Origin of the sequence: Pedobacter sp. (assembly GCF_041662865.1) — a bacterium.
Taxonomy (GTDB): domain Bacteria; phylum Bacteroidota; class Bacteroidia; order Sphingobacteriales; family Sphingobacteriaceae; genus Pedobacter.
This window is the reverse complement of record NZ_JBAZRL010000014.1, coordinates 35,268-57,096: the sequence shown is the minus strand read 5'-3', so window position 1 is coordinate 57,096 and position 21,829 is coordinate 35,268. Positions and strand designations below refer to the sequence as shown.

Below are 21,829 nucleotides of genomic sequence, written 5' to 3'. Positions count from 1 at the left end.
TTAAAGCTATGAACACAAAAAGATTTATAAAACTAACCACGATTATAGCAATCGTATGCAGTATAACTGCCTGTAAAAAATACGGTATTGAAGCGCCAGATGGTTATGATGATGCTTCAAAGAATCAGGCAGATGTAACGGTAGATACCAATATGCAGAACATCGATCGCTCTGGATATGCTAAAGCTCGTTTATTTCCAGGATTGGTCGACCAAACTGAACCTCGTGTACAAAATCAAGAGTTTATTTTAGATTTGAATTTTGAAAATCAAACTGCACAAAACTTACGTATTCAAGCTGCACCTGAGCCACAATATAGCACTGGCTACTATGCTGCACCAGGAGAATTGATTAAAATCATTGTTCCCGCTGGTGTAAATGGCTTAAATATGCAAATAGGTGGTCATACAGATAATTTATCTGGTAAAGTACCTTTGTTACGCGATCCTATCATTTACAATGTAAAAGCTTTATATCCTGGAGTAAATTACATGCGTAATATCTATGGAGGTACTATTTATATTAACGCAAGCTTTGCAATTGCTCAACCTGTAAAATTCATTATTTCGGGCGCAGTAGTTTCTCCAGATTTTATTTTAGGTCAAACTAACGATGCAGATTGGGTAATTAAAGTAAAAGCATCAAAAGTGCCTTGGTTAGAATTTAGAACCAAACGTGTTGTTTTCTTAATACCGAGAGATAAAGTAATAGCAACTTTTAGTTCAAGTGAACCATTAAATAATCCAACAGCTGTAATGACCAAGTGGAATGAGGTTTTTGACCTTGATTATAATGCATGGATGGGCTTATCAGATAACGCATCTGATCAAAGAGACAGAAGCCCGCAAGGGCCGTGGAGAGGAGTATTGGATATTCAACTTACTCTGGGTTATGGTCACTCAGGTATTCCATTTGTTGGTACCAATGATAGTGAATGGTTTAAAAGTTTTACTAGTCTAAAAGGAGTTACTACTAGTGTTGGCATGTGGGGAAGTTACCATGAATTTGGTCATAACTGCCAGCAACCTAATGTTTGGAGCTGGAGTACATTAGGTGAAACCACTAACAATTTATTCAGTTTTAAAGTTGCTAATCGTATTAATGCTGATTATAAAGTGTTGCATCCCTCAGTTAACAGCGGTTTTCCTTTGGCTATCGCATGGGCAACAGGTACTACCACAACACCAACAACAATTAGTACTGGGTTTAAAAATTTCGATAATACAGCGGATGCAGTATTAGGCAATGATCCATTTATGCGTATTACGCCTTTCGTGCAACTTTTTGATACGTACGGTTACGGAGGGATGACTAAATTATATACTGAAGCTCGTCATGTTCAGCGTCTATCTAATAATGATATTGATAAACATGATTTTACCTACGAGAAATTATCGGATTATGCCCAATTAGATTTATCTGCATTTTTTGATGCTTGGGGTATTACTATCAGTAAACAAATGGTAGCTAAAGTTTCTGCTAAATATCCATTAATGACAAAACAGGTTTGGACCTATAACCCATTAACAAAAGCTGGGGGTACGGCCAATATAGCGCCAACAATTTTACAGATAAGTTCTTCACAATCTAATGAAGGTTCACCTGCTGCTATGTTAGATAATAATAGCGCAACCTATTGGCATTCACAATATTCGCCAGCGCCAACAGCTGCTCAAGGTTATCCTTATACTATTATTTATAGTCAGAATGTAAGAACACCAATAAAAGGAATGTATTTTTTCCCTAGAAACTCTACAGCACAACGCGTAAAAGATGTAGAGATATTGATTAGTGATGATAATGTGAATTTTACAAGTGTTGGTACAACTCAAATTCCAAATGCTTTTACCCGTTATGAATATTTATTTCCTAATGGTGTGGTTGCACCACGTTTTATTAAAGTAGTGTTAAAGAACGGATGGACAGCAGGAGCTTATGCAGCAATGGCCGAATTAGGTGTAATTAAACAATAATATTATTGATAAAATTGTAAACAGATGAAAATTAATTATAAAAAAGCTATTCTATTTAGCACTTTGATTACAACAATACTTACAGGTTTTATTAGCTGTAAAAAGTACGATAACCCACCTCCAGTTTTTGAAGAACCAATTACTAGAAATACCGTACTACGAAAAGTAATTGTGATTAGCATTGATGGCTTAGCAGGAGCTGAATTAAAATCAATAGCGCCACCTGCAATTGAAGATTTAAGAAAAACATCAAAATACACATACGATGTAATACGTGGTTCGGTAGCTAATGATGTAGCATCTTGGGCATCAATGGTGAATGGAGTAAGCTATAGCAAACATCAAATAAAAAATGATGATTTTTTACCAACTCCTAAAGAGAATTCACATGAAGCGCCAGGTGTTTTTCGAAATACATTCGATTATATCTTACAATATAAATCTTTAAAAACAGCGATTGTATCGCCATGGGCAAATCTTCGTAATTATTTAAAGATTGCAGATATTGCGCCAATCGTTAGTACAGATCTTGGAGTAAAAGATTCAACAATTAATATCCTAAATACTCAAGCTCAACTGGGTGCAATAGTAGTTAACTTTAGAGATGTAGAGGCCGCAGGCGCAAATGGAGGTTTTACGGCTAGTAATACTACTTACAAAAATGCTGTATTAAAAGCGGATGAATATGTGGGTAATATTGTAACTGCCATAAAAGCCAGAAAAAGCTATGCGAATGAAGATTGGTTAGTAATTGTGACCACAAATCATGGTGGGAGCAACGATGATCCAAAAGCTGGATTTTTAATTGCTTCTAATAAAAACTTAAAACAAGAAGAAGTTAAGAAAAGTGGGTTTAATACTATTTTGTTTAAAGGTGCTAGTGTTTTAGCTCAGGTTATGAATGACAATGGATTATATGATCCAGGAGAAACAAAAGATTTTACTGTTCAAATGCAAGTGAAATTTAATTCGCAAACTTCCTATCCAGGATTTCTTTCAAAAGGTACATCTATGATAGGTTCATCAATAACTGGATGGATGTTTAGAGAAGGTGGGGCAGGTGTTTCAGCTGCAATTGGTGGTACCTTAAATGGTGGTTCAGGAAAAGTAGAATATAGTGGGGGTAACGCAGCCGATTTATCTTGGCATACTATTACACTTACTGTAAAAATGGATAATTCAACAACCAGAACTTTAACAACGTATCTTGATGGAGTAAAAGTAACAACAGCAAATATACTTTCAAGAAAAAGTTTGAGTACGAATGAAAAACTAACTATTGGCTATAAAAACGTAGATAATGGTGGTACTGCTTTATCTTTCCAAGCGGCTGATTTATGCTATTTTAACACTGCTCTTGATGCAGCGACAATTCTAGCTAATAAGAATTTAAAGGATATGACCCAGCATCCAAATTATGCAAATTTAACAGGGTATTGGCCAATAGATGAAGGAGCTGAAGGAATTTTAAATAACAAAGCCCCAGGAGGTTATAACATGGAGCTTAGTGGGCCTTATACATGGGTATCGCTTGGCACTGATGTTCCAGGTACAGTTACTCCTGATCCAAATTCAAAAGGGAAATCAATTTTATTAACGCCTACTGCGGTTGGTGCTACGATGTTATATTGGTTAAACATAAGTATTTTACCAGAATTTGGTATTGATGGTAACCCTTTCTTAAATCAATTTGAAATCGAGTTCTTAAAATAATAGTTTTAATTGGTTGTTTATTCCCTTTGCTGCTTTGGCGGCAAAGGGTTTAACATAATCCTACTATAGTTTGCTCAATCACACCCTTATACTACACTAAATAATATGTTTCAAGAAATCTTAGCTAGCTATGGTTTGCAATTCGATGATTATAAAATAGAGCTTCACGGCTCTGGACTAATTAACTATACCTGGAAAATTTCGGGTATTGAAAATGACTACCTGTTACAGAAAATAAATACGAATGTTTTTAAGGAGCCAACACATATAGATGAAAATCTTTTGGAGTTGAGAAAATTTCTGGATCAACATGCACCAGATTACTTATTTGTATCGCCATTGCCCAATTTAAAAAATGAAACGATGGTGATTTTTAATGAAGGATATTACCGAATATTTCCTTTTATTAAAAATTCTAAATCTGCTGATTATGTAAAGTATGCTGATGAGGCTTATCAGGCAGCAAAACAATTTGGTCAATTTGCTAAAGAATTGGATGCATTTAATACCAACAAACTAAAATATACGCTTGTTGACTTTCATAATCTTTCACTGCGTGTAAAACAGTTTAAAAGCGCATTAGAAAATGCAAATCCAGATCGTTTACATCAAGCTGCTGCTGAAATAGATGAATTAACAAACCTTGATTACATTGCGACTAAATATCAAGAGCTTATCCAAAATGGAAAACTTAAGGAAAGAGTAGTTCACCACGATACAAAAATTAATAATGTTTTACTTCACGATCAAACAGGTGAAGGAATTTGTGTGATAGATTTGGATACCGTAATGCCTGGTTATTACATCAGCGATGTTGGAGATATGATGAGGACTTACTTATCTGAAGCCAATGAAGAGGAAAAGGATTTTACTAAAGTAGTGGTAAGAGAGGAAATGTTTTTTGCTATTTATCGCGGTTATATGGAAGAAATGGGCGAAGCACTTTCAGCATCTGAAAAAGAGCAGTTTATTTTTAGCGGTAAGTTTATGATTTATATGCAGGCATTACGCTTTTTAACTGATTTCTTAAATGATGATATATATTATCATACTGCTTATGCTGAACATAATTTGGTTAGAGCAAAAAATCAGATCCAACTTTTGAAATCTTATTTATCATCAGAACAGGTTTTTGAAAAGATTTTTCAAGAGAATTCAATTGTCATATAAACTGTTTAATTGGTTTATTATTTTAGAGTTGCACGAATAAAAGAAACAATATTTAAGTAAATAATATGGTAAGATAATTGAAACTATTCATCACCTTTCAACTTCTATAAAACTTAAACAACAAAGCCAATCATCGATTGGCTTTGTTGTTTATTATTATTTGAGCAGAGAACATTAATTTGTTTAAACAAATTAAAAGGATTAAACTATTTTCTTTTGAAAGCTAAGTAAGTGCTAATAGCACCTATTGCAGCAAATGCGAACCAAACATCGCCGTGTAAAGGCAAATTTTTATTTTCATAGCCTACATCATCTTTATTTTGTAAAGTTGGGGCTGGTTTACTTTTAGTTAATAACGTATTGGTTACACTATGGCTTGATCCAGCTGTAATAGCTAAAACGAAAAAAACAATACTGATAAATAAAAATTTTAAATATTTCATTAGGGACTTGATTACATTGACTATTAGACAATAGCAATGCCATATAATGCCCAATGCTTCTTGAGATGACCTAAAACCTGTGAATTAGATGTTTAACCACATATTTTGTTAAAGCATTAGAATAATATTGGAAGAAAAAAGAATGGGACTTCTTGTGGTAATAGGTAAAATTGGGGAATTGTGGGGAAAATACTTCTTTATTGGCTACAAAATCAATTTAAGTGATCAAATTGAGGAAATGGGATTTAATTCCCCGATTTTGGTAAATCAACCACATTGTGGGGAAATAGTTCTACCAATTGCTTAAATAACTTAATGACTTTGATTTAGTAAACAAATTATTACTTCTCTTAAAATCTATGTTTTACGACCGTGACTGTAAAATAAATGAAAAAACAGTAGCTTTCTATTCATCGAATTTTAACTAAAAATAATATGGCTTTTGTTTTGACTGTATTAAACTGAACTTCGTTGATAACGTTTATTTAAAGTATAACTCTTTAAAATATAAACCGAAAGGCAACAAATTTAGTATTGATGGAGCATAGGAATAGGATAATGGTAGTCGATGATAATCTCATAGACCAGATGATCACTGCACATGTGTTGAAGAGTATCAATACAGATGGAGAAATAATGGTAATGGAGAATGCTACGGAAGCACTTGAATATCTTTACGAGCATCAATATAATCAATCGGCAATGCCATCACTTATAGTGCTTGATTTAGACATGCCAGGATTAAATGGTTTAGGTTTTTTAGAGAGATTTAAAGAGTTTTCAGTAGAAGTCAAAAGTTCATGTCGTATTGTAGTACTTACAGCTTCAGAAATACAAGCAGATATTGAACATATTCTAGCACATCCCGATGTCTGTAAACTCATTTTAAAACCCTTAGATAAAAATGCATTCGCACCAATTATATAGAATTTTTTAAGTTAAGCTCCTCATAATTTTTTGTAGAAACCCCTTATGTCTAAGGGGTTTTTTATTGAGAATTTTATGAGAGCTATCTATGGGCCAAACAAAAAAGTTGCGGAACTTTTCTTTACAGTTAAAGCTTTTATATAGTTTACAAATTACCTAGACAATTAAAGTCTACCATTTATCCTTGTTTTTCACCCAGTTTCTCCTTTATTCTTAAACCTAGTTTAAAATGTAAACAAACAGGGTTAATTCGAGTCATCTTAATAGCAAGTCCGCATCTAGTCCGCATCTAGTCTGCATTAACCAATAAAAAGGCGGACTAGGTGCGGATTTATTATGGTTTAAACAATAACTTAACACGAGGCGAACCTTAAGGCAAAATAATGGCTCCTTTTGTTTAATTTGTTAATTGATGGGTTTTTATTGGAAATGCAATATGTAGGACTTAAGGAAGGATTATGGTTCAGAGTTTTTTGCTTGACTGGATAATTCTTTATTCCTAGCTCGGGTATTTTTAAAAATACTGTTAAAACCTGTATATTGGTGAAAATTCTAGTTAAGAAATATGAAAAAGTACATTCTTCTCCTTTTATTAGCGAGCGCAAATGTTATGGTTAAAGCTCAAACTACCGAAGAAAAAAAAGTTTTATCTGCTGTAGAAAACTTAAGATTAGCATTAATTAGTGGAGAGAAGGCCGCCTTAGAAAATGTTGCTGCAACTGATTTAAGCTATGGACATTCTAGCGGAAAAGTACAAGATAAAGCTGCTTTTGTTGAAGCGATTGTAAGTGGTGCATCAGACTTTGTGAGTATAGAATTTAAAAACCAAAGTGTAAAAGTTACAGGTAAAACTGCATTGGTACGCCATGAATTACATGCAAAAACTAATGATGGGGGTAAACCTGGAGAAGTACATTTGGGTATTCTTTTAGTATGGCAAAAACAAGGTAAGGAATGGAAATTGCTTGGAAGACAGGCTTATAAATTACCGTAATCTTCAATTTAATAGTCGTTAAATCAATTTCAATGTTAAGTTAATGTTAACAAAAAATAACTTTAACTTCATATACACTTAACATTGGCGTTTTACTTTTAACGTATGAATTATCCAGTGTTTATATTCCATGAATTAGTACTTAGGTTTTCTGATATCAATAGAGGAATTGGAAAGTACATCTCTGCCACCATAGAAAATGGGGAGTGTTTAATAAATACAACAACGGGACATATCAAAGTGGCATTGTCTATGTTGGAAAAACAATACAATAATCCCAAATTAATATCTCAAGAAGAATTACAGCAATTGGCTAGTAATTTCGAAATAGGGTAAGCCTCAACTATTTCTTACAAATAAACTGGTATCTAGTATTTTTTTCTCAAATTCTTCTACTGGATATTTGGCTTCAATTAATTGTAATAGCATTTGCGTTGCCAACTGGCCAATTTCAAAAGCTGGTTGTCGAACAGAAGTTAATGAAGGATTAAACAAATCCAGTACATCAGAATTGCTAAACCCTGCAATAGCCATATCATTTGGAACGCTTATGTTTAGATTTTTGAAAACGCTTAAGCATCCAGTGCTTAATCTATCGCCAGCTACAAAAATTGCATCTGGTTTTTCATCTAATGCCATCAATTCTTTAATTGCATTTTCTGTTTCTTCATAAATCATTCCACCATGTGGGCAATGTTTAATATAAGATGGATTAGTCTCAATGTTATTGGCTTTTAAAGCGGCTTCATATCCTTTTAAACGTTCAATACTAATTGATAGTTGAGTTGAACTTGTTAAATGAGCGATGCGTTTGTAACCTGATTTTATTAAATGACTGGTTGCTTCAAAAGCACCTTTCTCATTATTTGCTATCACTTTATGTGTTTCAATTTCATCCGCTACACGATCGAAAAAAACAATTGGTAAACCTTTTTCGTGTAAGTAATTAAGATGTGAAATGTCGTTAGTTTGAGAAGATAAGGAAACTAATAATCCATCTACTGATCTTGAAGCTAAATGCTGCACATTGATTACTTCGCGGTCATAGGATTCGTGAGTTTGAGTAAGAATAACATGATAACCTCTATCGTATGCAATAGATTCTATGCCGTTAATTGCTTGAGAAAAGTAACTATTAGCAACTTCACTCACTATTACTCCTATAGACTTGCTGCGGCGTTCTTTTAAACTTAATGCGATTGGATTTGGTTGGTAATTGATTTCTTTAGCATATTCTAAAACAATTTTTTTTGTCGCAGCGCTTATTTCATGCGTATCCCTTAACGCTCTTGAAACAGTAGAAGTGGATAGGCCTAAGGCCTTGGCTATATCTTTTATGGTTACGGGCTCAAACATGGTTTAACGCTGTATTTTGACTAGTAGAAGGAATAAAAAGCTAAATTAATAATAGTACCATTTCTTTATGATTTTAAATATAACTTTTTAGATTGAATTTTTGGCAACGTTGTCGGGAACGATTGCACAAATTTAGTGTCCTGTACTGTTATACTTTATAAAAAAAACAATGTAGACTTGTTAATAGAAGACTTTATACGTCATCTATAACCAACCAAAATATAACCTAATTGTATGAAAAAAATTTTACTGTTCTTTTGTGTGCTTGCTATGGGCATAAATATAGCTAAAGCACAAACTAGGCAAATTACAGGGAAGGTAACTGATAAGGCAACTAAATTGTCAATTCCTGGTGCCTCTGTTACCGTAAAGGGTACATCAACCGTAGCAAGTACCGATTCAAATGGTCAATTCGTAATTAATGTCCCAGCAACTGGTAGCGTTGTTTTACAAGCCAAGTACTTGGGTTTTAAAATGCTTGAAGTGTCTGTTGGCAATGAAACCAAAGTAAATTTTGCATTGGAAGAAGAAGTTTCAAATTTAAATGAAGTTGTCATTAATGTGGGTTACGGAACTGTTCGTAAAAAGGACTTAACGGGTTCAGTATCATCAATTAGTGCAGAGGTAATTGCTGCTGCGCCAGTTTCTTCTGCCCTAGAAGCTATTCAGGGTCGTTTACCTGGAATTATCATATCTTCAACAGAAGGATCGCCTGATGCACAAATAAATGTAAGAGTGAGAGGAGGAGGTTCAATTACTGGCGACAATGCACCATTGTATATTGTAGATGGTTTTACTGTTAGTTCAATTGCAGATATTGCTCCTCAAGATATAGAAAGCATTGACATTTTAAAAGATGCTTCTTCAACAGCAATCTATGGTGCTAGAGGTGCTTATGGTGTGGTTTTAGTAACAACAAAAAGTGGTAAGGTTGGCAAAACCAGCATTAGCTATAATGTTTTTGTGGGCACTAGAGAAATGGCAAATAAGTTAAATGTACTTACTCCATTAGATTATGTGACCTGGCAATACGAAAGATCTCTCTTAGATAAATCTCCTACTGACTACACTCAGTATTTCGGAAATTTTCAGGATATTGATTTATATGCTAATGTACAACCAAACGATTGGCAAGACATTATATTCGGTCGCACAGGAACAACTTTTAACAATAATCTCAGTATAAGTGGTGGAAGTGATAAAACTAAATACAGCTTAAGCCATAGTTTTGTTAAGGATAAGGCAATTATGCAAATGTCTGATTTTCAAAGACAAAATGTTAACTTTAAGCTTAATCATAAATTGTTTGATAACCTGACGTTAGATTTTGGAGTTCGTTATTCTGATACCAAAACCAATGGTGGTGGTGCAAATGAGCAAAATGAAAAGTCTTCTGCAGATTCTCGTTTAAAGAATGCCATGTTATATCCTCCATTTCCAGTGGCTGGCTTAACATCTTCAACAGAAACCAATGACGAATTCAATCTATACAGCCCGTTAACGTCAATTACAGATAATGATCAAACTATTCACCGTAAAACTTATAACTTTAACGGGGCTGTTACTTATGAGATAATTGATAACCTGAAACTACGTTCTGAAGTAGGTTATGATGGCTTTAGAAATGACCAAGATCGTTTTTATGGGCTTACAACATACTATGTGAAAAACCTTTCTGATTTTCCTAATCTACCTGTTCTTAATAGCATGAATACAAATAGAAATGGAATAAGAAATACCAATACCTTAAATTATAGCTTTGGTAAAATTTTAAACAAAGATCATAACCTAAATGTGTTATTGGGACATGAGTACAATAAAACTGAATTAAATGTTTTAACAAACGAGGTTCGTGGTTATCCAAAAACTTTTGGATTTGATCAAACAAGAGTATTAACCACTCAAGGTAAGGCTTCTATCATAGCTAATATTTACGAACCTGATGATAAATTACTATCGTTTTTTGGAAGAGCTAATTATGATTATAAGGGAAAATATTTATTAAGCCTAGCCTTAAGGGCAGATGGATCTTCTAGATTTGCCCCTGGTAACCAATGGGGATATTTCCCCTCAGTTTCTGGAGCTTGGAGAATTTCTCAAGAAGATTTCATGAATGGTACAAAATCTTGGCTGAGCGATTTGAAATTAAGGGCAAGTTATGGTGCTGCCGGCAACAATAATATTCCTACCGGTCAAATGACCCAATCTTTTTTAAACTCTAATACGGTGTGGATAAATGGATCTAGCAATTATTGGGCAGCTTCAAAAACAATGGCAAACCCAGATTTAAAGTGGGAAACAAACGTGACTAGAAATATAGGTTTAGATTTTGCTTTGCTTGATTCTAAAATCACTGGAACAATAGATGGTTACCTAAATAAAACCAAGGATTTATTACTGGCTGTTCAAACTCCAGGTACTGGTTATGATATACAATACCGTAATGTAGGCCAAACAGAAAACAAAGGTCTAGAGTTTTCGGTAAACTGGAATGCTGTGAGAAAGACAAACTTTGATCTCTCTGTAAACGCTAATATCAGTTTCAATAGGAACAAGGTTACCTCATTAGGACCACTTAAAAATCTAAATGGTACTTCTGGCTGGGCATCAACAGAAATAGGTATAGATTATTTGGTGGAAACAGGTGCATCAATTGGTCGTATTTATGGTTATAAAAATGCTGGTAGATATGAGGTGTCAGATTTTTCTGGATATAATCCGGCAACAGATACTTGGACATTAAAGGCTGGTGTTGTTGATGGGAAAGAATTTCTAGGAACAATTCGTCCTGGTACAATGAAAATTCAGGACATTTCAGGTGATGGTAAAATCGACCAATCAGATAGGTCTGTTATTGGTAATGCTAATCCACTAAATACTGGTGGTTTCTCATTAAACTCTCGAATTTATAATTTTGATATTGGTGCTTATTTTAATTGGAGTTACGGAAATGATATTTACAATGCTAACAAAATAGAATATACATCAAGCAGTAAGTACAGTTCTAGAAATATGATTGATATCATGGCAACAGGTAAGCGTTGGACAAATCTACGTGCCGATGGTACACTAAGTAATGATCCAGCAGAATTATCAGCAATGAATGCCAATACTACATTATGGTCTCCATATATGAAATCTTTTGTATTGAGTGATTGGGCTGTAGAAGATGGTTCGTTTTTAAGGTTATCTACTGTTACTTTGGGGTATACACTTCCAGCTAAAATCTCTGAAAAATTGAAAATGAAAAAGTTGAGAGTTTATGCTTCTGGGTATAACTTGTGGTTATGGACAAATTATACAGGTTTTGATCCTGAAGTATCTACAAGAAGAAAAGATAATTTAACACCTGGAGTAGATTATTCTGCTTACCCAAGAAGCAAGTCATTCATTTTTGGGTTAAACGTTAATTTTTAGGAAATATTAAAATAAGAATATGAAAAAGATAATATATATACTATTTGTTTTCGCAGGATTTGCCGCAATTAGTAGTTGTAAAAACGCTTTGGATGCTCCAGCAAAATCTACGTTAGATGAATCTGTGATTTTTTCGACACCAGGTTTAGCTGAGGGTGCAATTGCAGGAGTGCTACAATCATTCGGAGAAACTAACTCTTATAGGGGTCGTTTTTTGGTTTATTACGGGATTAATAATGACACCGAAGTAAATAATTCTTTAAAATCAACTGGTGATGATAAGGCAAGATTGAGTAATTATAATACCAACGTAAATAATAGCCAAATGAACACTTTGGATAATGCCTATGCTAAATTTTATGAAGGTATTGAAAGGGCAAATTTAGCTATTAGGGGAATTAGAACTTATGGGAAGATAGAGAGCAATCCTCAAATGGCACAAATTTTAGGTCAAATCTTAACTTTAAGAGCAGTTGTATATAATGATTTAATTAAGGGCTGGGGCGATGTTCCGGCAAGGTTTGAACCAGTTACTAGCGAAACAAGTTATTTGCCCAGAAGTGATAGAGATATTATTTATAAACAGTTGTTAGCAGATTTGAATGAAGCGGCAGGTTATTTGCCTTGGCCAAATGAGAATTCAAGTGTTACCAGCGTAGAAAAAATAAACAAAGCATTTGCAAAAGGTTTAAGAGCTCGTTTAGCGTTAGCAGCAGGTGGTTATGCACAACGCTTAGATGGTACTGTAAGGTTAAGTACAGATCCAGAATTATCTCACGATAAAATGTATGCCATTGCTAAAAAGGAATGTTTAGAAATTATAGCTAGCGGTAAGTTAAAATTACTAGGATACGAAGAATTATTTAGGAAATTAAATGAAGAGACTGGGGCGGCAGGATTGGAATCGATGTGGGAAATTCCATTTAGTGAAGGTAGAGGTAGGGTAATTTTTGATTTAGGTGTAAGACATTTAAAAACAGATCAATATACCGGTCAGAATAAAGGCGGTACAAATGGCCCTAATCCGATTATGTTGTATGAATATGAAAAAGAAGATGTACGTAGAGATGTAAGCATTGTTCCTTATGCTTGGGATGGTGGAGATGGTACCAAAGGTGCGGCTCAAGTACCATCGAACTTAAATGCCTTATATTTTGGAAAATATCGTTATGAGTGGATGAAACGCAGAGTTACTTCTACAAATGATGATGGCTTAAACTGGATGTATATGCGTTATGCAGATGTAATTTTAATGGCAGCAGAAGCAGTTAATGATATTGACGGTCCTACAGCGGCTGCTCCATATTTAAAAATGATTCGTGATAGAGCATATCCAACAGCCCCAGCAAAAGTTACGACATTTATGGCAGCTGCTACAGCTTCCAAGATAACTTTCTTTGATGCAATTGTAAATGAAAGAGCATTAGAATTTACTGGTGAAATGCTTAGAAAAGCTGATTTAATTCGTTGGAATTTGTTAGATACAAAATTGGCAGAGGCTAAAGCTAAATTGCAACAACTAGAAAACAGAACAGGGAAATATGCTAATCTTCCTGCTAAGATTTACTACAAAACTTTAGCCAATGGAGAAACTGTTGAAATTTATGGGTTAAATTTTGGAGATACAGATGCAATTGGTGCAGCCGCTGGTTATACTGCTAACAAAACTTGGGCTTTAGGTACAACAACAGAGACAATAAAATATTGGGACGCATTATATGTAAAACAGCCTAATCTGCAGCAATATTGGCCAATATGGCAAGTGTTCTTAGATGCTTCAAACGGAATGCTAAACAATAAACCTTTAAACTTATAATCCCTATTTTATGAAAAGAAATAAATTATATATCAGCATTTTCTGTCTGATGACCATTATAGGTTTCTCAGCTTGTAAAGATGGTATGATGGATGAAATTACAAAGCTCAACGTTGATAGAGTATTTTCTCCAACTGGTTTAACAGCAACCGTAGTAAATAAAACAGGTGTTAAGTTAACTTGGGCTGTAGTTAATAATGCTAAAACATATATCATAGAAGTTTTTGAGAATGGAGATTTTTCAGGTACTGCTGTTAAAACTATTCCAAATATAACATTTACCCAAGTCCCGTATACAGTAACTGGCTTATCAGGAGATACTCAATATTATATTAGGGTAAAGGCTGTAGGTGAAGGGTTAGATGATTCTAAATGGGTTTCGGCTTCTGTTAAGACGGACCCTGAGCAAATTTTCTCAGCTATAAATGCTGCGAAATTAACATCAAATTCTGTTGCTTTAAACTGGCCAGCTGGACAAACAGCTACCACAATTACTTTATCCCCAGGTAATATTATCCGGACTGTTACTGCTGCAGAAATTGCTGCGGGTGAGGCTATTGTTACGGGTTTAACCGGAGAAACATTATATACCGCAAAATTATTAAATGGAACAAAAGTTAGAGGTACGATTACCTTTACAACATTGCTAGACTTGGGTGGCGCAATTGCTGTTTACCCAACAGATAATCTAACTACTTTAGTGGCCAATGCAAATGCAGGAGATGTATTTGCACTTTTCCCAGGAACTTATAACATTAATGCAGATATAACAGCAACTAAATCTATATCAATAAAAGGTGCTAAGCCAACGGATAAGCCAATGATTAAAGGTATGATCATTAGGTTGAAGGGTAATGCTGGTTTGGCTTTAAAAGATTTGGATATTGATGGTACTGGATCATTAAATGGTAATCAAGCCATTATTTATGACGAAGCTTCTGATAATGCTTACGGCAATCTTTCTATCGAAAATTGCATAATCAAAAATTATGTTAAAGGGTTAATTTATGTAAATGTTAAAGCGCTTATTGAATCTGTAGCAATAAAAGGTAATATCATTAGTAATATTGAATGCAGTGGTGGAGATTTTATTGATTTTAGAACGGGTATAGCTAAAACTGTAAACTTCTCTAATAATACAGTTTATAATTCAGCTTTAGCAAGAGATTTCTTTAGAATGGATCCTACAGGTTCAACTAACTTCCCTGCCATAACATCAGTTATTACAATTTCTACAAATACATTAAACGGAATGTGTAATGGTGCCGCAAATAGATTGCTATATGTTCGCTTAGCAAATCACCAGATATTTTTCTCAAAAAACATAGTTGCAAATTCTGGAGGTATTTTAACAAATCAGGCATCAACCATTATTGTGGCAGCCAATTTTACAGGCAATAACTACTTTAACGCACCAACATATTTAGCTGGAAGCGCTACCGCGAATGCTAAATATGATACAGGGACATCTACAACGTTAAATCCAGGGTTTACAGCACCAGCGAGTGGTAATTTTACCATTAGCGAAAGCACGCTGATAGCAAATGGAATAGGTGATCCAAGATGGAGATAACTACTTTATTTTAATAGGAAGAGGGCAGATTAATCTGCCCTTTTTTTTGAATTTAATCGGCAAATTTTGCATAATTAATTACCATAAATGCTGTAAAAGTTAAGTAATTTGCTTTCTAGAAATTCGAATAAAATAATTGAATTTAAAACCAATTATAACATGTATAAAAATCTGCTAGTAGGATTAGGGGTTATCTTAATGTCATTTATCGCTGTTAAAAAAGAACCTATTACGCTTTACATTATAGGTGATTCCACTGCTGCGAATAAACAACCAAAATCTTTTCCTGAAACTGGATGGGGAATGGAATTGCAATCTTTTTTTGATACAAATGTTAAAGTTGATAATCGAGCTTTAAACGGAAGAAGTACAAAATCTTTCATCACTGAAAAAAGATGGGACGCTATTTTAACAAGCTTGAAAGAAGGTGATTTTGTATTAATTGAGTTTGGACATAACGACGAAAAAATTGACAAACCAGAAATTGGAACATCAATAAATGAATTTAAATCCAATTTGATTAAATACATTCAAGAAACTCAGGCAAAAAAAGCAACCCCAGTTTTATTAACTCCAATAGCTCGTAGAAACTTTAAAAATGGAGTTTTAACAAATACGCATAAAGGGTATCCAGCTATAGTGCGAAAACTAGCAGATTCATTGCATATACCACTAATTGATATGGAGCGTAAAACATCAAAAGTATTAATGGATTTAGGAGATGAACCCTCAAAAAAGTTATTTAACTATGTAGATTCTGGGCATGTTAATTACCCTATCGGGAAAAAAGATGATACCCATTTAAGCCCATACGGAGCAAAAGTTGTAGCTGGCTTGGTAGCTGAAGGAGTTAAGGAAACTAAAATAGGTTTAGCTAAATATTTGATAAAAAAATAAATCATTTATGAAACTTTTTTTAAAATTATCAATCATTTTAGTTAGTACACTTTTAGCTTTGCAACCTGCTAAAAAACCTGCTGATTCGCTATTGATTAAACATTCTACAATTTCAAAACTTAATATCAATACTCAATACGATATTACTGTAGCACAAGATGGAACTGGGAATTACAAAACAGTTCAGGAAGCGATTAATGCTGTGCCCGATTTCAGAAAAGTAGCTACAACCATCTTTATTAAAAATGGAGTGTATAAAGAAAAATTAAATCTTTCTGCTTCAAAGCAACTCGTAAAAATAATTGGCGAAAGCGTAGAAAAAACTATTTTAACATTCGATGACTGGGCACAACGGAAAAATACTTTTGGCGAAGAAAAAGGTACATCTGGTTCGGCCAGCTTTTATATTTATGGCCCACAATTCTCAGCAGAGAATATAACTTTTCAAAATACAGCTGGTCCTGTTGGACAAGCAGTTGCTTTATTTGTGGCGGGTGATAAAGCTAAGTTTGTTAACTGTAGAATGCTAGGTTTTCAGGATACTTTGTATACGTATGGTTATGCAAGTCGCCAGTATTATTACAAATGCTATATAGAGGGAACAGTTGATTTTATCTTCGGTTCATCCACCGCTGTGTTTGATGAGTGTGAAATATTCTGCAAAAGCGCCGGTTATATTACGGCATCATCATCGCCAGATACGTCGAAATATGGATATGTTTTTCTAAATAGTAAAATTTTAGGTGATGCTCCAGCAAATTCATATTATTTAGGCCGACCGTGGCGCCCATTTGCAAAAGCTGTTTTTATCAATTGTGATTTGGGTAAAATGATTAAAGCAGAAGGTTGGGATAATTGGGGAAAAGAAAGTAATGAAAAAACCGCTTTTTATGCGGAATACAATAATACAGGGCCTGGTGCAAACCCTAAAACTCGAGTAGCTTGGTCGCATCAATTAAATGAAATTACCGTACAAGAATATACCTTGGATAAGATTTTTAACGGTTGGAATCCAAAGGAGGTGGCCGCAGATGCGCAGATTAAAAATTAATATGAAATAATCTGCCCATCTGTGGCAAAAATTATAACGCATGAAAACATACATTTTTACATTCTTTCTATTTATAACTTTCTCCGCCAATGCGCAAACCTATCCTAAATCTTTTACAGTAGCGAAAGACGGTAGTGGTGATTTTAAAACCATTCAGGAAGCGGTAAGTGCAGTACGAGATTTATCTGAAATTCAAGTGCCTATTTATATAAAAAATGGAATTTATAAGGAGAAACTAGTTATTCCATCTCAAAAATCTAAAATTTCATTAATTGGTGAAAACAAAGATTATACAATCATCACTTTCGATGATTATTCTGGAAAAAATGGAATTAATACCTATACATCGCATACTGTCTTAGTACAAGGAAATGATTTTAAGGCAGAAAATCTAACCTTTGAAAACTCAGCGGGATCAGTTGGGCAGGTTGTAGCATTACATGTAGAAGCAGATCGAGTTGTTATTAAAAACTGCAAAATTTTAGGGAATCAGGATACACTTTTTCCATCTGCTGATACTAGCAGACAATATTACGTTGATTGCTATATCGAAGGTACAACTGATTTTATATTTGGCGCTGCAACTGTTGTTTTTGAACGTTGTCGCATCCATAGCAAAAAAAATTCTTACATCACTGCAGCATCAACTACACAAGCTCAGTCATTTGGCTTTGTGTTTTTAGACTGTAAACTCACCGCTGATCCAGCATTTCAAAAAGTGTATTTAGGTAGACCATGGAGACCTTATGCCAAAACAGTTTTTATCCGAACAGAAATGGGTGCGCATATTTTACCAGAGGGATGGCATGTTTGGAATGAAAATAATAATCACGAAACTACTTTTTATGCAGAATATGGTTCTTTCGGGCCTGGTTTTGTAAAAGAAAGTAGAGTAAGCTGGTCTAAACAGCTCACTAAAAAGGAAGTAAAGCAATATACACTAGCAACTATTTTTAAAGGAAATGCAGCGTGGTTTCCCTCTAAGTAATTTTGTCATTCCGAGTTTACGAGGAATCTAATTATTCTACTAGATCCTTCACTACGTTTTGGATGACAAATCATAAGAAAATAATAAATGAAGAAATTAATTACCATTTTAATCACTTTCTCTACGCTAATTGTTAGTGCTCAAAATCCAGTTTCAAAAGTTTGGGTGCCAGATTTAAGAAATGGAAAGTATAAAAATCCAGTATTGGATGCTGATTATTCAGATCCAGATGCAGTACGAGTTGGCGATGATTTCTATTTAGTAGCTTCTAGTTTTGATGCTGTTCCAGGGTTGCCGATTTTGCATTCTAAAGATTTGGTAAATTGGACCATTATCGGCCATGCCTTAAAAAGACAACCGCCATTTGAACATTTTGCTAAAACCCAACATGGAAATGGAGTTTGGGCGCCCGCTATCCGTTACCATAATGGAGAATTTTATATTTATTATCCTGATCCCGATTTTGGGATTTACTTAACAAAAGCTACAAAAGCCACCGGCCCATGGTCTGAACCTGTTTTGGTAGAAACAGGAAAAGGCTTAATTGATCCTTGTCCACTTTGGGATGAAGATGGAAAAGTGTATTTAGTTCACGCTTACGCTGGGAGTAGGGCAGGAATTAAAAGTATTATCGTGGTTAAGAAAATGAATGCTGCTGGTGATAAAGAGATTGATGAAGGTAAACTAGTTTATGATGGACACGAATTAGATCCGACAATTGAAGGGCCTAAGTTTTATAAACGAAATGGTTTCTATTACATTTTTGCTCCAGCTGGCGGAGTAAGTACAGGTTGGCAATTGGTGTTGCGGTCAAAAAATGTGTATGGTCCTTATGAACGTAAGGTGGTGATGGACCAAGGAAAATCTCTAATAAATGGCCCACATCAAGGCGCATGGGTTAATACGCCATCGGGCGAGGATTGGTTCTTGCATTTTCAAGATAAAGGAGCATACGGCAGAGTTGTGCATTTACAGCCTATGAAATGGGTAAATAATTGGCCAGTAATTGGAATTGATGTAGATGGTGATGGAATTGGCGAACCGGTTTTAACCTATAAAAAACCTTCAATTACTAAACAAGTAGCAATAGCCACACCAGCAGAAAGTGATGAGTTTAACGGAATAAATTTAGGTTTACAATGGCAATGGCAAGCTAATCCATCTGCAACGTGGTCATTTTTAAATCCAACAAAGGGTTCATTACGATTATACTCAGTTAAAATTCCAGACAGTGCTAAAAATTATTGGGAAGTACCTAATTTACTGTTGCAGAAATTTCCGACCGAGAAATTTACAGCAGTTACAAAATTAACTTTTACTCCAAATACCAAATTAGAAAATGAAAAAGCTGGATTAATTGTAGCTGGTTTAAGTTATGCTAATCTTGCTATCAAAAGTAAAAAAGATGGGAATTATCTAGTTTATACTACTTGCAAAGCAGCAGACAAAGGCAAGTTGGACAATGAAGAAATACTAATTAAATTAAATTCTTCAACTATTTATTTGAGTGTAACTGTAAGCGAAGGAGCAAAATGCCAGTTTAGCTATAGTTTTGATGGCGATAAATTCACGAATGTAATTGATGTTTTTCAAGCTGCGCCTGGTAAATGGGTAGGCGCTAAAGTTGGCCTATTTTCCGTTAGAGAACAACAAACAAATGATGCTGGCTATGCAGATTTTGATTGGTTTAGAATTGAAAAGTAATGAGTTATACATTTTAACTCCAAAACGGTAACGATTGCATAGTTATTTTCGGTCATTTTGTTTTATTCCTGTCTAAAACTATGTAGACTTGTTAGTATAAAGCTCCACAAACCAATATAAATTGTAGTTACGAACATGAAAAAAATAGGTTATACTATCGCTTTCCTCATACTAAATGCCTCATTCTTTGTTAACGCTCAATCAGGTGTTAAGCCAAATTATTCATTTAGTAATCTTCCGGTTGTTGCTAAAACTTCATTTAAAACTGACACATTTACTATTGTAAAATATGGTGCTAAAAGCGATGGTTTGACTTTAAATACAAAAGCCATTAATGATGCCATTATCGCTTGCAATAAAAAAGGCGGTGGTGTAGTTGTCATTCCAAAAGGATTATGGCTAAGTGGTCCGATTGAATTAAAAAGCAATGTAAATTTACATCTCCAAAAAAACGCTATCCTTCAGTTTACAAAAGATTTTGATCAATATCCATTGGTAGCTGGTAATTGGGAAGGTTTACCACAAATGCGAAATCAATCGCCAATATCTGCTACTAAACAACAAAATATTGCGATTACAGGTTATGGAATTATTGATGGGGCTGGTGATGCTTGGCGAATGGTTAAAAAGGATAAACTAACCGAAAGCCAATGGAAAAAATTAATAGCCTCTGGTGGGCTAACCAGCGAAGATAAAAAAACGTGGTATCCTTCAGAAAAAACATTTAAGGGTGCTTCGTTGAAAAATCCAGGGGAAATTACTGCAGATAAAACATCCGATTTTTATGCATCAGTTAAAGATTTTTTACGTCCAAATTTATTGGTACTTACTTCTTGCAAAAAAATATTACTAGAAGGAGTTACTTTTCAAAACTCACCTGCTTGGAATCTTCATCCGCTTATGTGTGAAGATTTGACTGTTAGAAATGTATACGTTAAAAATCCTTGGTATGCACAAAATGGTGATGGTATTGATATTGAATCGTGTAAAAATGTATTGATTGAAGGAAGTACTTTTGATGTAGGTGATGATGGAATTTGCATTAAATCTGGTCGTGACGCTGCAGGCAGAAAACGTGGAATGCCGACCGAAAATGTAATTATCCGCAATAGTACTGTTTATCATGCACATGGTGGATTTGTCATTGGAAGTGAAATGTCTGGAGGAGCGAGAAACATCTTCGTATCCGATTGTTCATTTATTGGAACTGATATTGGGCTTCGCTTTAAAACAACTCGTGGTAGAGGCGGAGTAGTAGAGAAAATCTTCGTTAAAAATATCAATATGAAAGACATTGTCGGTGAAGCAATTTTGTTCGATATGTATTATGCTGCAGTAGATCCTGTTCCCTTAACAGGAGAGAAAAGAGATGCGCCTAAAATTCAAATATTGCCTGTAACTGAAGAAACTCCTGTTTTTAAAGATTTTCATATCAGTAATATTGTGTGTGATGGGGCGACTAAAGCAATTTTTATTAGAGGTTTACCAGAATTGAGTATTAGCAACATCACTATTGATAATTTTAGTGCTAAAGCCACGGAAGGTATTGATATTCAGGAAGCTAAAAACTTAAACTTAAGTAAAATAAACTTGGTAGTTGATAAAGCAAATCCATTAATTAATATCCAAAATGGAAATAATATCAACTTTTCGACTATTAATTATAATACAGCACAATTGCTTTTCCGCATAAGCGGAGATAGAAACACCGCTATTAAAACTTCGGGTTTAGATACTTCAAAAGCGACAAACAAAACCGAATTTTTAGCTGGAGCGACAGAAAAATCAGTACAGATTAACAAATAGT

General features: G+C 34.4%; 17 protein-coding genes. 15 read left to right on the top strand and 2 right to left on the bottom strand.

Annotated elements, in window-relative coordinates:
• Positions 1 to 8: 8 nt before the first annotated feature.
• The 3 genes from WC622_RS07065 to WC622_RS07055 all read left to right on the top strand — a co-directional run bounded on the left by WC622_RS07065 (position 9) and on the right by WC622_RS07055 (position 4,856).
• Positions 9 to 1,973 carry a M60 family metallopeptidase gene (locus tag WC622_RS07065; protein WP_372818623.1) on the top strand — a complete coding sequence of 655 codons (1,965 nt, stop codon included), beginning with the start codon at positions 9 to 11 and terminating at the stop codon, positions 1,971 to 1,973.
• A gap of 24 nt (positions 1,974 to 1,997) precedes the next feature.
• The gene (locus WC622_RS07060; protein WP_372818621.1) at positions 1,998 to 3,686 is read left to right on the top strand and encodes a LamG-like jellyroll fold domain-containing protein; all 1,689 of its coding nucleotides are present in this window, start codon (positions 1,998 to 2,000) and stop codon (positions 3,684 to 3,686) included.
• A 105-nt stretch (positions 3,687 to 3,791) separates the two neighbouring features.
• A complete protein-coding gene (locus WC622_RS07055) occupies positions 3,792 to 4,856 on the top strand; it encodes a phosphotransferase enzyme family protein (protein WP_372818619.1) in 1,065 nt (354 codons plus the stop codon).
• 206 nt (positions 4,857 to 5,062) lie between these two features.
• On the opposite strand, the gene WC622_RS07050 is transcribed toward WC622_RS07055, so the two are convergent.
• Complete coding sequence (locus WC622_RS07050) at positions 5,063 to 5,299, bottom strand: hypothetical protein (RefSeq protein ID WP_372818618.1); 237 nt, start codon at positions 5,297 to 5,299, stop codon at positions 5,063 to 5,065.
• Positions 5,300 to 5,426: 127 nt separating this feature from the next.
• Here WC622_RS07050 and WC622_RS07045 point away from each other — a divergent pair, with 127 nt between their 5' ends.
• From WC622_RS07045 to WC622_RS07030, 4 genes are all read left to right on the top strand, one after another.
• Positions 5,427 to 5,606 (top strand): hypothetical protein, encoded by a 180-nt coding sequence (locus WC622_RS07045; RefSeq protein WP_372818614.1) that lies wholly within the window; start codon positions 5,427 to 5,429, stop codon positions 5,604 to 5,606.
• A gap of 230 nt (positions 5,607 to 5,836) precedes the next feature.
• Entirely contained in the window at positions 5,837 to 6,226 is a 390-nt protein-coding gene (locus WC622_RS07040) for a response regulator (protein WP_372818612.1), read from the top strand.
• A 565-nt stretch (positions 6,227 to 6,791) separates the two neighbouring features.
• Positions 6,792 to 7,220 carry a nuclear transport factor 2 family protein gene (locus tag WC622_RS07035; protein WP_372818610.1) on the top strand — a complete coding sequence of 143 codons (429 nt, stop codon included), beginning with the start codon at positions 6,792 to 6,794 and terminating at the stop codon, positions 7,218 to 7,220.
• Between the two features lie 117 nt (positions 7,221 to 7,337).
• The gene (locus WC622_RS07030) at positions 7,338 to 7,556 is read left to right on the top strand and encodes a hypothetical protein (RefSeq protein ID WP_372818608.1); all 219 of its coding nucleotides are present in this window, start codon (positions 7,338 to 7,340) and stop codon (positions 7,554 to 7,556) included.
• 3 nt (positions 7,557 to 7,559) lie between these two features.
• Here the strand turns inward: WC622_RS07030 and WC622_RS07025 are convergent, their stop codons facing one another.
• Positions 7,560 to 8,576 (bottom strand): LacI family DNA-binding transcriptional regulator, encoded by a 1,017-nt coding sequence (locus tag WC622_RS07025; protein ID WP_372818606.1) that lies wholly within the window; start codon positions 8,574 to 8,576, stop codon positions 7,560 to 7,562.
• Between the two features lie 234 nt (positions 8,577 to 8,810).
• Here WC622_RS07025 and WC622_RS07020 point away from each other — a divergent pair, with 234 nt between their 5' ends.
• From WC622_RS07020 to WC622_RS06985, 8 genes are all read left to right on the top strand, one after another.
• Positions 8,811 to 11,993, top strand: coding sequence for a SusC/RagA family TonB-linked outer membrane protein (locus WC622_RS07020; RefSeq protein ID WP_372818604.1), 3,183 nt, complete (start codon positions 8,811 to 8,813; stop codon positions 11,991 to 11,993).
• Positions 11,994 to 12,012: 19 nt separating this feature from the next.
• A complete protein-coding gene (locus WC622_RS07015; RefSeq protein WP_372818602.1) occupies positions 12,013 to 13,809 on the top strand; it encodes a RagB/SusD family nutrient uptake outer membrane protein in 1,797 nt (598 codons plus the stop codon).
• A 10-nt stretch (positions 13,810 to 13,819) separates the two neighbouring features.
• A complete protein-coding gene (locus WC622_RS07010) occupies positions 13,820 to 15,382 on the top strand; it encodes a DUF4957 domain-containing protein (protein ID WP_372818600.1) in 1,563 nt (520 codons plus the stop codon).
• A 159-nt stretch (positions 15,383 to 15,541) separates the two neighbouring features.
• Entirely contained in the window at positions 15,542 to 16,279 is a 738-nt protein-coding gene (locus tag WC622_RS07005; protein ID WP_372818598.1) for a rhamnogalacturonan acetylesterase, read from the top strand.
• A gap of 7 nt (positions 16,280 to 16,286) precedes the next feature.
• The gene (locus WC622_RS07000; RefSeq protein WP_372818596.1) at positions 16,287 to 17,330 is read left to right on the top strand and encodes a pectinesterase family protein; all 1,044 of its coding nucleotides are present in this window, start codon (positions 16,287 to 16,289) and stop codon (positions 17,328 to 17,330) included.
• A 40-nt stretch (positions 17,331 to 17,370) separates the two neighbouring features.
• On the top strand, positions 17,371 to 18,318 hold the full coding sequence (locus tag WC622_RS06995; protein ID WP_372818594.1) for a pectinesterase family protein: 948 nt from the start codon (positions 17,371 to 17,373) through the stop codon (positions 18,316 to 18,318).
• A gap of 87 nt (positions 18,319 to 18,405) precedes the next feature.
• Entirely contained in the window at positions 18,406 to 20,022 is a 1,617-nt protein-coding gene (locus WC622_RS06990; RefSeq protein WP_372818592.1) for a glycoside hydrolase 43 family protein, read from the top strand.
• Positions 20,023 to 20,157: 135 nt separating this feature from the next.
• Complete coding sequence (locus WC622_RS06985) at positions 20,158 to 21,828, top strand: glycoside hydrolase family 28 protein (RefSeq protein WP_372818590.1); 1,671 nt, start codon at positions 20,158 to 20,160, stop codon at positions 21,826 to 21,828.
• The last annotated feature ends 1 nt before the right edge of the window (position 21,829 follow it).